The sequence below is a fragment of the Pyxidicoccus sp. M6 genome, from assembly GCF_055568925.1.
In genome coordinates this window covers 776,302-789,271 of record NZ_CM145714.1, presented here as the reverse complement: position 1 = coordinate 789,271, position 12,970 = coordinate 776,302, and the positions used below count along the sequence as shown (strand labels likewise).

Here is a 12,970-nt window from a genome sequence, read left to right as displayed (position 1 = left end):
ACTCAGGGGGCGGAACATAACGGGCGTCCCTGTCGCTTGCCGGGCAACCCGCCTGCCTGCCCGTTAGCATGGTGGCGGAGCCCCGCGCATGCCTCGCCCCGTCCGACACAGCCCCTGGAAGAGCTGGCTCGTGGCCGGCGCCCTGGTGCTGGGTGGGCTGGGCTGCTTCGCCGGCGGCGTGGCCTGGACGCTGCGCTCGCTCTACCGGGGCATGGAGCAGGAGCTGCGCCGGGATGATGTGCACCGGCTCGCGCTGCGCACCGCGGAGGCCTCGCCCCTCACCACGGCGCTCCTGGGCGCGCCCCTGACGAGCAGCGCCCTCTCGCTGTGTGCCCATGGCACCACGCCCGACGCCGGGCTGGTGGACTTCGAGCTGGATGTCGCGGGCCCTCGCGGCCAGGGCGTGCTCCAGGTCCAGGTGGCCTACACGCCCCAGCTGTGGACGCTGCGCCGGCTGGTCCTCCGTCAGGATGGCGGCACCGACGTGGAGCTTCCCGCCGAGGGCAGCACGCCCGCACGCCCTCCGGACTGAGCACCGCCGCTCCATCGCGGACGACGACGAAAAGCTCGTGGCGACGCTGTCCATTCGTGCTCGCGCAGTAGCCGGATTGCCGCGTCCTTCCAGGCGTCACGCGCCCGCGACATGTTCCCGTGCGCTCGCGGGTTGAGTCACGCGACGGGGCGGCTATGGTGCCCGTCCCTTTCACGACGGAGCTTGTCCATGGCGCAGATGCACGAGGTGGATTTCCACATCTACGGCGAAGACCTGCAGTTCGTCGAAGTGGAGCTGGACCCTGGGGAGGCGGCGGTGGCCGAGGCCGGCACCCTCATGTACATGGAGGACGGCATCGAGATGGAGACCATCTTCGGTGACGGCTCGGAGAAGAAGAGCGGCTTCTTGGGCTCGCTGCTCGGCGCGGGCAAGCGGCTGCTGACGGGTGAATCGCTCTTCACCACGGTGTTCCAGAACCGCGCCGGCCGGGGCAAGCGCAAGGTGGCCTTCGCCGCGCCCTACCCCGGCAAAATCATCCCGGTGGAGTTGGACAAGCTCGGCGGCGAGCTGATTGCGCAGAAGGACAGCTTCCTCGCCGCGGCCAAGGGCGTGTCGCTGGGCATCGCCTTCCAGAAGAAGCTGGGCACCGGCCTGTTTGGCGGCGAGGGCTTCATCATGCAGCGGCTCCAGGGTGACGGGCTCGCCTTCATCCACGCGGGCGGCACGCTGCTCGAGCGCAACCTGGGCCCCGGTGAAGTGCTGCGCGTGGACACGGGCTGCATCGTCGCCTTCACGCCCACGGTGGACTACGACATCCAGATGGTGAGCGGCATCAAGACGGCCTTCTTCGGCGGCGAGGGCCTCTTCTTCGCCACGCTGCGAGGGCCAGGCAAGGTGTGGCTCCAGTCGCTGCCCTTCAGCCGGCTCGCGGGCCGCATCCTCTCCGCCGCGGGCCCCGGTGGCTCGCGCGACGAGGGCAGCGTGCTGGGTGGCGTCGGCCTGGGCTCGCTGCTCGGCGGCGACGAATAGCGACGCGGTGCCCGCGCGGGCCGGCGCCGCCTAACGCGTGCGCCGTCTCGCCGCGGCGGCCAGTCCCCACAGCAGGGCCCAGCCTCCCATGACGCTCGTGGGAGACGCGCCACAGCCGCAGCCCACGTCGAGATTCGACGGGCCCCGCACCTCGAAGCCCGTGGCCTGCGAGCGAGGCGCCGATGCGCCCGCGACGCTTCCCACCACCTGCGCCGCCACGCTGTGCGTGCCCACCGACAGCGCCTGCTCCGCGGGCACCGGGTGGCGGAACGCGCCCGTCGCATCGGCGACCACGGTGGCCACCGCCACGGAATCCACCTCGATGGACACGGACGCACCGGGCGCGGCGACACCGGCGAACAGCGGCGTGGAGTCCACCACGTCGCCCTCGGCGGGCACCACCATCACCGGCACGTCGCGGACACCCGCGTCGGACCCGTCCGAGCCCGCGTCCGCCGTGCCCGAGCCCGCGTCCGCGGCCACCACCTCGAAGCGCGTCTCCTGGGAGAACGGACCGCTCTCGCCCGTCTCGGTGTGCGCATGCACGGTGATGAAGTGCGACCCTGGCGGCAGCGGCGTCTCGCCCGGCACCTGGTAGCGGAACCGACCGAAGGCATCCACGGGGACGGTGATGGTCTCCGGCTGGCCGTCCACCTCGATGCCCACTGACACGCCATTCGGAGCCACACCCGCGAACAGCGGAGTGGGGCCGATGGTGTCACCGTCCGAGGGCACCACGAGGATGGGCGGCACCAGCACCCCTCCGTCCGCCAGCGTGGCCGCGACGTCGAACGCCACCTCGAACGAGCGCGCGCTGTACGCGCCGAACGACTCCGCCACCATCGACACCACGTGCGGACCCACGGTCAGCGGGGCGTTCAGTCCGGGATAGCTCCCGGAGAACTTGCCGTCAGTCCCGGCGCCGAGCTGGAAGAGCTCCGCGCCATCGACATAGATGATGACCCGCACGCCCGGGTCCGACGAGCCCGCGAACGGGGGACGCGCCGACACTCCCACCGAGCCATCCACGGGCAAGGTGATGGAGGGCGTCGTCGGTGGCCGGTAGGACACGTTGTACTGCTGGATGACGCCCGCGCCGCCCGCGCCCGCGCCGTGGGTGGTGCCGTCGAAGGCCGTCGTCCCAGCGGCCCCGCCCGTCACGCTCACCGGACAGCCGCTCACCGGCGTCCCCGTCACCAGCACGTACCCGCCGCTGCCGCCTCCCCCCGGGCCCAGGCGACGGACGGTGTCCGTCACGCTGCCGCCCACGCCACCTTGCGCCTGCACCTCGCCGCAGACCACCTGACCGGCGGCACGCACGATGACGGAACCGCCCGCGCCTCCACCGCCCGCGCCGTCATCGATCGGGTTGATGGAAACCTCCGAAGTGCCATTCGCGCTGAACCGGCCGGTGCCTGACACGGTGTTGCCACGCACGAGCACGAGGCCACCGCCCGCCCCACCGCCGGTGCCATGGCCGTCGTTGCCCTCGCCCGCGCCGCCGCCTCCACCGAAGAGGGCCTGCTCCACCAGCGAGTACTTCATGAACGCGCCCCCGAGCCCGCCCTCGGCCCGGCCACTGTCCGTGTCGGACGCGGTGCGCCCTCCATTGCCGCCCACGCCGCCGTGCCCGCCTCCCCCTCCGCCCGAGTTGTGGCAGTTCCCACCGCCCCCGGCGTTGACCAGGTGGCCGCGCCCGCCGGCCGGGCCGTAGCGGAGCAGCACCACGCCCTCACCCTTGGCGGCGCCGCCCTGCTCGGGCGACAGGTCCAGGCCGGTGCACCCGGTGAGGGTGGCGTGGTTGAAGAAGACGCCACCCCGGAAGCCCACGCCGTCGGCGGAGATGGCGCCGTCGTTCACCACCTTGCCCGTGGCCAGGAACGCGACGATGCCGCCGCTGTCGCCGTCCCACGGCGGCGCGACGAGGGACGCCGTGGCGGACACGGTGACGTCGGTGTACTCGGGCACCGCGACGACCTGCGCGCCCGGCACGGTGTAGGCATACGCCAGCGGCGCGGTGAGCGTCACCGTCCCCGGAGCCGTCACCGACGCGACGCGAGCCAGCTCCCAGCGCCCCACCGCGCCCGGCGTCACCGTGGTGGCACCGCCGGAGGCCGTCGTCGAGGCGAAGCCGCTCGTCTGGTGGATGAGTACCAGGGACTGGGCCTTCACCGTGCCGAGCCGGTCCACGCTCAGCTCCTTGGTGCCCGCGGACGCATCGTCCCGCAGCGGCACGGCGAAGTTGATGACGCGGCCCGGCGTGGTGACGTTGAGGGACCCGTCCCTGCCCGTCCCCAGGCCGAAGGAGTCCAGCTCGGCCAACGCCGGGGTGGCCGTGAGGAGTGCGAGCACGAGAAGGGATGCAGAGCGCATGCAGGCACCATGGTGCCCCAGATTGCCCATGCGCCGCGAGCCGGGGCCCGCCCTTTCAGGAGAGAAGGCTGACGTCCAGCTCGCAGGTGACGGCGCCCTGGTGCATGCAGCGGCGCTCGCTCACCACCACCGTCTGGCCCAGCTGCCGCGCCAGCCCGCGGATGGTGCCGATGCCCAGGCCGCACAGCTTCCGGGGCGAGGCGTAGGACACCTGGACCAAATCACGTCGCACGCGCTGGCAGACGACGCTGGGCGGGCGCAGGTGTGCGTCGCGTCGCACCTGCTGGTGCAGGCGCTCCAGGTGCTCCACCATGTCGAGCACCGTCCAGTGCGGCTCCACGAGGACGCCGTACGTGCGCAGCAGGCTCGGCCCGAGCCGCTCGCCCAGCTCCTCCAGCACGCGCTGCCTCGGCCTGCCCGTCATCCGCGAGGCCGCGTCCACCAGCGACACCACCTCCGCGTCCGGATAGTCGCGGAACGCCAGGTAGATACGACGGGGGAGTCCCGCGTTCTCCAGCAGGGAGTCCCAGCCCTGAGGCCCCAGCCGATGCTCGGCGTAGCCTCGCAGCTCGTGGAAGACGACGCCTTGCATGCCCGGCCCCTTGCGGGGAACACGTATGTGTTCCACCGCGCCTGCAAAGTTGCGCGCGAGGGGGTACCACGTCCCCTACCCCGCAGGGTCATTGCCCCGGAGGAGGAGTCCTTGGCTGAACATCAATCCTGCCCGGGAGTCAGTGCTCGGACATTTCGCGGAGCGAAGAAGGGCTGGCGCAACAGGCGCGGAAGGACGCGCTTGTCCACACACCAGAGCTGGAGGGCGTCCTCCCACTCACCCAGCTCGGCGACGGCGCGCACGTTGAGGTCATCGCGGTAGAGGCTGTTGAGGTTGTGGACGAGGGCGGAGAGGTCCTCCACCTCCCAGCGCTCGGAGACGTCGCCGGCGAGGATGTGCAGCTCGAGGACGGGGCGCTCGCGCACATCCACCACCTTGAAGCGCTTCGCGGCGCCGCCCATGGCGGTGGTGAGGGGGCCGACCAGCTCGTCGGGGCGCACGCCGTAGGCCGCGCTGAGGCCGCCTTCGAGGAGGCCGGCATCACACAGGCGCAGCAGCGAGACGTGGGGCGGCTCGCCGCCGCGAACCACCTCGGCGGCGGCATCGCGGTCCTTGAGGAGTCGCTCGCGGACGAGCACGTCGAGGGGGGAGGCCATTCGGCCGGCAGCATAGACGCGAATGCGCGGGCGCGGCCGTTCAGGCGTGAGGCGGTGTCAGCGCGAAGCCGCGGAAGCGAGCTTCATTCGACGAAGAATGCCGAGTCCCATGAAGCAGCGGGGTGATGCCCCTCCGCCTATGAGGAGAACGCGGGTTCCATCTTCCGGGACTTCGCGGGAGCCGCGACCTGGAAGTGCAGCCGCCCTTCCGCATCCTCGGTGAGCCAGCGGTTGCGGCGCGCCAGCTCGAGCAACTCCGTCACGTCGAAGTCCGAGGGCAGGTCCGCGAGGAAGCGCACCCGCACTTCCGCGACGGCCCGCAGCAAGTCGCGCACCTCGGTGAAGGACCGGCCGTTCAGTGGCTCGAAGAAGCGATATGCGTCGAACACGAGCAGTCTCCCGAGGTCGCGAGTGAAAACTACACCGACCATCAGGCGCCCCATCTTCGCGGGAAAGACTGCGCAACGCCACAAGTAGGTCGACAAAGGCCCTACCTGAAACGCACATTGAAGCGTTGGCACCTGAAACTCGCGCAGCTCCGGAAGCCTATCGCTCCTCGCCGCTCCAGTAGTCCACTTCGGCGGACAGGGGCAGGATGACGGACAGCGTGCGCGCGGACTTGTCACCTCCCGGCGCGGCGCCCGCGAAGAGCACCACCTTCTTCGAGTCCGGGCACACCGTGATGTCCGGCTCCACCATGGTGGAGAAGGCGAGGTAGCGCAGCGTCTCCGTGCCGTCGTTGACGAGCTGGTGCGCGCCCTCGGGCCCCACGGGGAGCGCCACGTAGTCGCCCGCCTTCACCGCGACGGTGTCCTCGCCGATGCGCAAGCGGCCGGTGCCGGAGAGGACGTAGTACGCCTCCTCGTTGGCGGTGTGGAAGTGGCGCGGAAAGGCGAACTTGCCCGGAGGCAATTCCATCAGGCTGCACCCCAGCTTCCGGCCCTTCGCCGCCGCGCCGAGCTGCTTGCGGCGATACGACACCTTCGGGCCATGCGTGACTTCATTCCAGGGGATTTCCTGCTCATGCACGACGTGCTTGTGGGAGGACATGACGTGGGTCCTTTGTGCGCACAGTGCGGGACTCGGAAACGCATCGCCACGAAGCGAGAGGGCAAGGTGCGCGTCTGGTTGAAGGCTCGTGGATGCGCCGACGCGCGAGCGCGAGCGCATCCGGTGTCTCAGGGCCGCGTCGCCATGAGGACGAAGATGCGGTGCGGAATGGACAGCGGCCCCTGTGGGAAGCGCTCGGCGAGGATGGTCGCAAGCTGCGTATCGAAACGCGTGACGGCGGCGGCCGGGAGCGACGCGCCCACCCGGGCGTTGGCTCGGATGCGGCCCCGCCACGCCTCGTGGGTGTAGGGCACCGTCACGTCGAAGGTGAAGGACTCCAGGCTCGTGAAGCCCGCGTTGGCGACGTCGCGGTACCACTCCGGGTACACGCCCACGCCGTGGCCATAGCCGAGGTACGTGGGCGGCGGGCCGGGGTTGAAGGCGTCGATGAGCGCCTCGGTGGCCTCGACGACGCTGCCCTCGGGAGCCAGCCAGTCATTGTGCGCGATGACGAGCCGGCCGCCGGGGACGAGTAGCCGAGCGGCCTCGCGGGCGGCGGAGCGGCGGTCGAACCAGTGCCAGCACTGGCCGGCGGTGAAGAGCTCGAAGGATTCCGAGGGAAGTCCGGTGCGCTCGGCCGGGGCCTGATGGAAGTCGATGCGCAGGCCCGCCTCGGTGGCGAGGCTCCGCGCGGACTCCAGCATGGGCGCGGACACGTCCAGCGCGGTGACGGTGCAGCCGTGCCTCGCGAGTCCTCGGGCGATGGTGCCGGTGCCCGTGCCCACGTCCACCGCGCGCAGGCCGGCACGAAGAATTCCCTCGCGGACGAGCCGGGAGAAGAAGACATCCGGGAAGCCGGCGCGGTGCTTTGCGTAGTCGGAGGACGTGCGTCCGAAATCCACCTGCATGACAGGGCTCCTTTCCACGCACCGGGCCGGGTTGGCCCGGGATACGGGTACGCATGTGTCGACAATGCATCCAGTCGAGTCGACAATGAGCGCCGTGGAGGCGTGTGAAGCATGAGTAAGCGTAAGGGCGGTCGCTCTCAATCTCGATTCGACCATCAACGTGAGGAGGAGCTGGTGCCCGCGGCGGAAGCCGCCGAGCTGCTGGGCGTGAAGCGGGCGACGCTCTACACGTACGTCAGCCGGGGGCTCATCCGGTGCGTGCCGGAGCCGGGGACGAAAGAGAACCGCTACGTGCGCGCGGACCTGGAGCGGCTGAAGGCGCGACACGACGCACGGGCGGGACACGCGGCGGTGGCCGCGGGCGCGCTGCGATGGGGTGAGCCGGTCATCGACTCATCGGTGTCGCGGGTGGGCGGAGAGGGCATCGAGTACCGGGGGCACCTGGCGGTGAAGCTGGCGGTGGAGGGGCGCGCCTTCGAGGACGTGGCGGAGTTGTTGTGGACGGGGACGCTGCCGACGGAGCCGGTGAAGTGGCCGGCGCCGGAGTTGTCCTTTCCACCGTCGGAGCTGGCACGACTGCTGCCGAAGGGCACTCCTCCGGTGGCGGCGCTGTCCGCGCTGGTGCCACTGCTGGGCGCGAGAGACCCGGTGCGATTCGCGGCGCCCCCTGAGGGGGAGAGGGCACGAGCGCGGCAGTTACTGCGCCACCTGGCGGCGTGGGTGTGCGTGGCGTCGGCGCCGGGCCGGGTGGCGAGGGCGCTGAAGGAGGACACAGTGGCGACGTCACTGGCCACGGCATGGAACACGGACGTGAAGCGCGCGCCGGAGTTCCTGAACCGGGGACTGGTGCTACTGGCGGACCATGAGCTGAATGTGTCCACCTTCACCGCGCGGGTGACGGCGTCCTCGGGAGCGGACCTGTACGCGTGCGTGAGCGCGGCGCTGGCGGCGCTGTCCGGGCCGAAGCACGGTGGCGCGTGTGACAGGGTGGAGGCACTCCTGGCGGAGGTGGGCAAGCCAGAGCGCGCGCCACAGGTGGTGTTCGAGCGGCTGCGGCGCGGAGAGTCGGTGCCGGGCTTCGGACACCAGCTGTACCCGAAGGGAGACCCGAGGACGCCGCCGATTCTGGAGGCGGCGCAGTCGGTGCGGCCCGAAGCGCAGGGAGTCCGGGTGGGGAGGGCCGTGCTGGAAGTGATGCGGGACGCGGGACACCCGCCGCCGTCGGTGGACCTGGCGCTCGTCATGCTGGCGGAAGCGCTGGGCCTGCCGCCGGGAAGCGCGGCCACGCTCTTCGCCGTGGGACGCGCGGCGGGCTGGGTGGCGCATGTGCTGGAGCAACGCGAGCAGGGACACCTGCTGCGTCCACGAGCCCGCTATGTGGAGCCCTCGCCTACTGCACCCAGGACGTAGAAAACACCCGGGCCCCACCCGGATGGCACATTGCCATCCAAGCAGGGCCCGGGAAGCGCCTCACCGGGGGTGCCCGGTGAGGCGGTGACTTCACAGCGCTCGACTACCGCGACGCCGTCTTCTGGAAGCCGGCGTCCGCCGCAATCTCCAGCCTGCCGATTCCGAAGCCGCTGCTGCCGACCACGTCATCGCCCAGCTTGTTGCGCAGCAGGCCCTTGAAGCCGCTGCCCAGGTTGGAGCCGTCGAACACCACGCCCGGCTCGGCGCCCGGCGCCAGCGTCAGCCGGAGCTGGTACAGCACGCTGCCCGCCGGAATCTCCGTGTCCGTCGCAACTGCGCCGGAGCCCGCCGCCTTCTGGCTGATGCCGCTGGTCAGCACACCCGTCAGCGGACCACTCAGAGGCAGCGCCGCCACCATCGCCGGAGCCGACGCGCCCACCGACAAGATGGCTCCCGCGGTGATGCCGTCCTGCGCCGTCAGCCGCACCTTCGTCGCGTCCAGCGGCAGGTTGAAGCCCACGCCGTAGCCACTCAGGTCCTCGGCCGCCACCACGTCCAGCACGAGCTGCGTATTCGTCGACGCCGGGTTGCGCATCAGCCGGATGCGGCCCGCCGCCGGGTCCACGTACACCAGCGACGCGCCGTACACGTCGAACGCGTCGGACTCGGCGCCCACCAGCGAGGGCGACGATGCCGCCAGCACGTAGCCCTGGCCGCTCCGGTCCACCGTGAGGTCGCCGAAGCGCGCCACGCCGCCCTGCGCGTTCACCGTCGCCGTGCCGCCGAGCACCGCGCCATTCGCGTTGCCCAGCGTCAGCGTCACCGGTGCCTCCGACGTCGCCGTGTTGTCGAACGCGTCCACCAGCCGCACCGCCACCTCGTTCAGCGGGAGGCCGTTGGGCGTCGAGCGCGGCTGCGCGGCGAACTCCACCCGCGCGGGAGCGGCACCGATGACTGCGAACGTGGAGCTCGTCACGGGCGTCAGCGCGCCCATGCTGGCCTTCAGCGTATAGCCCTGCGCGGCCTTGCGCAGCACCAGGTCCGCGAACGTCGCCACGCCGTCCGTCACGGACACCGTCAACGTGCCCCGGAGCGTGTCATGGCCGGGGTTCGCGGCCAGCGTCAGCGTCACGTCACCGCTGCCGCTCGTCGCATTGCCATACCGGTCCGTCACCCGCACCTGCACCGCCGGGCCCATCGCCGAGCCCGCCGTCGTCGTCGCCGGCACCGGGCCGAAGGCAATCGCCGCCGGCGCACCGGGCGTGACGGTGATGGTGTTCGAGTAGCCCTGGTACAGCGCGGTGATGGCCGCGTTGTACGCCACGAACAGCAGCTCCGCGCTGCCCACCCTGTCCAGGCTGATGTTCGAGAAGGTGGCCACGCCGTTGACGACGCTCACCTCGCGAGTGCCCAGCACGGACACGCCGCTCGGGTTGAAGTCGGGGTCCACGCCGACGGCCATCTTCTCCCCCGCGTTGCCGAAGGTCGGTATCCGGTTGCCGTACGCGTCCTGCGCCTCCACGACGACGGCGCTCATGACGGCACCGGCCACCACCGTCGCCGGAGGCTGCGTCGTCACCACCAGTTGATTCATCGCCCCGGGCGACACGTTGAAGGCGGTGCTGACCGCCGACGTCAGGCTGCCCGAGGTCGCCTCCAGCGTGTAGCCCGTCCCCGCCTTGCGCACACCCAGGCCGGGGAACTGCACCACGCCATTCACCGCGCTGCGCGACACGATGCCCGACAGCGAAGCCCCCGTCGGGTTGTTCGCCAGCCGCAGCGTCACCGTGGCGCGAGAGGTCGTCCGGTTGCCGGAAGCATCGCGAATCTCCACCTGCACGACGGGGTTGAAGTCGTTGCCCGCCGTCACGTTCCCCGGGTTCGTCACGAACGCGAGGGTGGTCGCCGCCGCCGCCACGTCGAACGCGCTGCTCGCCACCGCGGGCAGCGTCCCCAGCGTCGCCGACAGCGTGAAGCCCGAGCCCGCCCGGTCGACGGACACGTCCGGGAAGGACGCCACGCCATTGGAGAGCGCCACCCCGAGGGTGCCCGTCAGCGAGGCCCCGCTCGGGTTGGTGCCCAGCGCGAGGCTCACGTTGCCGGTGGCATTGGTGGCCCGGTTGCCGAACGCATCCGAGGCCGCCACCTGCACCGCCGGGGCGATGAGCTCACCGGCGGCGATGTTGCTCGGTTGCTGGAGGAAGGCCAGCGAGGCCGGCGCCGCGGGGACGATGTCGAACATGCCGCTCACCGCCGCCGTCAGTGAGCCGGAGGTGGCGCGCAGCGTGTAGTCCGCCGCCGCCTTCTGGAGTTGGACCGCCGTGAAGCGGGCCACGCCCGCCACCGCGTCCTCCGCCACGTCACCACCCAGCGCACCGCCACCGGGGTTCGTGCCCAGCGACAGCGTCACCGTCGCGGTGGAGTCCGCCACGTTGCCGTACGCGTCCAGCATCTCCACCTCGAAGGCCGCCAGGCTCTCGCCCGCGACACCGTCCGTGGGCTGGCTGCGGAACGCCAGCGAGGCCGCGCTCGCCGGGGCGATGTCGAATGTGCCGCTCATCGCCTCGGTGAGCCCCTGCGCCGTGGCACGCAGCGAATAGCCCGTGCCCGCCTTCTCCACGCGCAGCGCACCGAAGGTGGCCACGCCCGCCACCGCAGACTCCGTCAGCGTGCCCTGCAGCACGCCGCCGGCCGGGTTGGTGGCCAGCGCCACGGTGACGCTCCCGGTGGAGCCCGTGAGGTTGTCGAACGCGTCCAGGATGGACACCCGCATGCCCGGGCTCAGCGCCTCGCCCGCGATGCCGTTGGCCGGCTGACGGGAGATGGCCAGCTTCGCCGCCTCGGCCGCGGTGATGGAGAACGCGGTGCTCGTCGCCTCCGTCAGCGAGCCGGAAGTCGCGCGCAGCGTGTAGCCCGTGCCCGCCTTCTGCACGTGCACCGCGGAGAAGCGGGCCACGCCGGCCTCGGCCGCCACGGACACGGTGCCACCCAGCACCGCGCCCGAGCCGCCCTCCAGCGCCAGCGCCACCGCGTCGGTGGAGGGCACCGTGTTGCCGAACGCATCACGAATGGTGACCTCGACGGCCGGAGACAGCGAACCACCCGCCACCGCGTTGGACGGCTGGCCGGTGAAGGCCAGCGCCGCCGCCGCCGCGGGCACCACGTCGAACGTGCCAGTCGCCACCGCCGCGAGCTGCCCGGACATCGCCTCCAGGGTGTACGCCTGCGCCGCGACCTGGATGGACAGGTCCGCGAAGGTCGCGAGGCCCGCCACCGCGGCCACCGAGCGCGTGCCGTGCAGCGCCGTGCCGCCCGGGTTGGCGCCCAGCGCCACGCTCACCGTCGCGGTGGAAGCCGCCCGGTTGCCGTACGTGTCGAGCAGCTCCACCTGCACCGCCGGGGACAGGGCCTCGCCGGCCGTGGACGTGCCGGGCTCCGTCACGAAGGCCAGCCGCGCCGCCGCCGCTGGAGTGATTGCGAAGGCAGAGGAGTCCACCGCCGCCAGCGAGCCGAAGCTGGCGCGCAGCGTATAGCCCGTGCCGGCCTTCTGGATGCTCAGTGCATCGAAGGTCGCCACACCCCTGGCCACCGCCACGGAGGCCGTGCCGCCCAGCGTCGCGCCATTGGCGGCCACCAACTCCAGGGAGACATTGCCGTCGGCCTCCTTCGCCACCTTGCCCCGCGAGTCCAACACCGTCACCTTCACGGGAGCCAGCGTGGCACCCGCCACCGTGGAGGTTGCGGGCTGCGTGGTGAAGGCCAGACGGGCCGGCGCTCCGGGCCGCACCTTGAAGGGCGCGGACTTCACCGTGGCCATCGTCCCCGAGGCGAAGGCCAGCACGTAGCCCTCGCCGTCCTCGTCGATGGACAGCTCGTTGAAGGTGGCCACGCCATTCACCGTCTGCGCGGTGAGATTCCCCGACAGCGTGGCACCCGCGGTGCCGCCCTCCAGGGAGGCCGTCACCGTGGAGACCTCCTCGGGGATGTTGCCGTACGCGTCGCGCAGCGTGACGGCTACCGGCGCGAGCGCCGCGCCGGCCACCGCCTCCGTGGGGCCAGTGGTGATGGACAATGAATGGGCCACGGCCGGGCGCACGGTGAAGGGCGCGCTCGCCACCGTCTGTGAGGCCAACTGCGCCGACAGCTTCATGCCGGCCGCGGCCTTCGTCACGGTGAGGTTGGAGAAGTGCGTGACGCCGTAGTTGAGCACGCCGCGGGTGGTGCCGCCGAGCTTCGCTCCCTCGGGCGCGTCCGTCAGCGTCAACTGCACCGTGCCGCTGCGGTCGGTGAGGATGTTGCCGCTGGCGTCGACGAGGGCCACTTCGACGTCCCCGAGCTTCTCACCGGCCCGGACCGAACCGGGCTGGCTGCGGAAGACGAGGGTGGCGGACTCGGGCTGGGGCTTCGGGTCGTCACCGCAGGCCGAGGCGAACAGCGCCGCGAGCAGCGTGAGACCGAGAGCAATGCGCTGGCTCAAGATGTTGCGCTCCGAGAGCAA

The 12,970-nt window shown here is 71.4% G+C and carries 10 protein-coding genes; 3 read left to right on the top strand and 7 right to left on the bottom strand.

Annotated elements, in window-relative coordinates; all coding sequences use genetic code 11:
• Positions 1-88: 88 nt before the first annotated feature.
• Together ACVTJA_RS03340 and ACVTJA_RS03335 are read left to right on the top strand one after the other, a co-directional pair.
• Positions 89-532, top strand: coding sequence for a cytochrome c oxidase assembly factor Coa1 family protein (locus tag ACVTJA_RS03340; protein WP_465833714.1), 444 nt, complete (start codon positions 89-91; stop codon positions 530-532).
• Positions 533-721: 189 nt separating this feature from the next.
• Positions 722-1,522, top strand: a complete 801-nt coding sequence (locus ACVTJA_RS03335; protein WP_465833712.1) for a TIGR00266 family protein — start codon at positions 722-724, stop codon at positions 1,520-1,522.
• Positions 1,523-1,552: 30 nt separating this feature from the next.
• On the opposite strand, the gene agmC is transcribed toward ACVTJA_RS03335, so the two are convergent.
• The 6 genes from agmC to ACVTJA_RS03305 all read right to left on the bottom strand — a co-directional run bounded on the left by agmC (position 1,553) and on the right by ACVTJA_RS03305 (position 7,062).
• A complete protein-coding gene (gene agmC, locus ACVTJA_RS03330) occupies positions 1,553-3,895 on the bottom strand; it encodes an adventurous gliding motility protein AgmC (RefSeq protein ID WP_465833711.1) in 2,343 nt (780 codons plus the stop codon).
• 55 nt (positions 3,896-3,950) lie between these two features.
• Positions 3,951-4,487 (bottom strand): heme NO-binding domain-containing protein, encoded by a 537-nt coding sequence (locus ACVTJA_RS03325; protein WP_465833710.1) that lies wholly within the window; start codon positions 4,485-4,487, stop codon positions 3,951-3,953.
• 122 nt (positions 4,488-4,609) lie between these two features.
• A complete protein-coding gene (locus ACVTJA_RS03320) occupies positions 4,610-5,104 on the bottom strand; it encodes a hypothetical protein (RefSeq protein ID WP_465833709.1) in 495 nt (164 codons plus the stop codon).
• 137 nt (positions 5,105-5,241) lie between these two features.
• Positions 5,242-5,493 carry a hypothetical protein gene (locus ACVTJA_RS03315; protein WP_465833708.1) on the bottom strand — a complete coding sequence of 84 codons (252 nt, stop codon included), beginning with the start codon at positions 5,491-5,493 and terminating at the stop codon, positions 5,242-5,244.
• A gap of 157 nt (positions 5,494-5,650) precedes the next feature.
• The gene (locus ACVTJA_RS03310) at positions 5,651-6,154 is read right to left on the bottom strand and encodes a cupin domain-containing protein (protein WP_465833707.1); all 504 of its coding nucleotides are present in this window, start codon (positions 6,152-6,154) and stop codon (positions 5,651-5,653) included.
• Between the two features lie 128 nt (positions 6,155-6,282).
• Positions 6,283-7,062, bottom strand: a complete 780-nt coding sequence (locus ACVTJA_RS03305) for a class I SAM-dependent methyltransferase (RefSeq protein WP_465833706.1) — start codon at positions 7,060-7,062, stop codon at positions 6,283-6,285.
• Positions 7,063-7,173: 111 nt separating this feature from the next.
• On the opposite strand from ACVTJA_RS03305, the gene ACVTJA_RS03300 reads away from it, so the two are divergent.
• On the top strand, positions 7,174-8,472 hold the full coding sequence (locus ACVTJA_RS03300; RefSeq protein WP_465833704.1) for a citrate/2-methylcitrate synthase: 1,299 nt from the start codon (positions 7,174-7,176) through the stop codon (positions 8,470-8,472).
• A gap of 103 nt (positions 8,473-8,575) precedes the next feature.
• On the opposite strand, the gene ACVTJA_RS03295 is transcribed toward ACVTJA_RS03300, so the two are convergent.
• Entirely contained in the window at positions 8,576-12,949 is a 4,374-nt protein-coding gene (locus tag ACVTJA_RS03295) for a beta strand repeat-containing protein (protein WP_465833703.1), read from the bottom strand.
• Between the last annotated feature and the right edge of the window lie 21 nt (positions 12,950-12,970).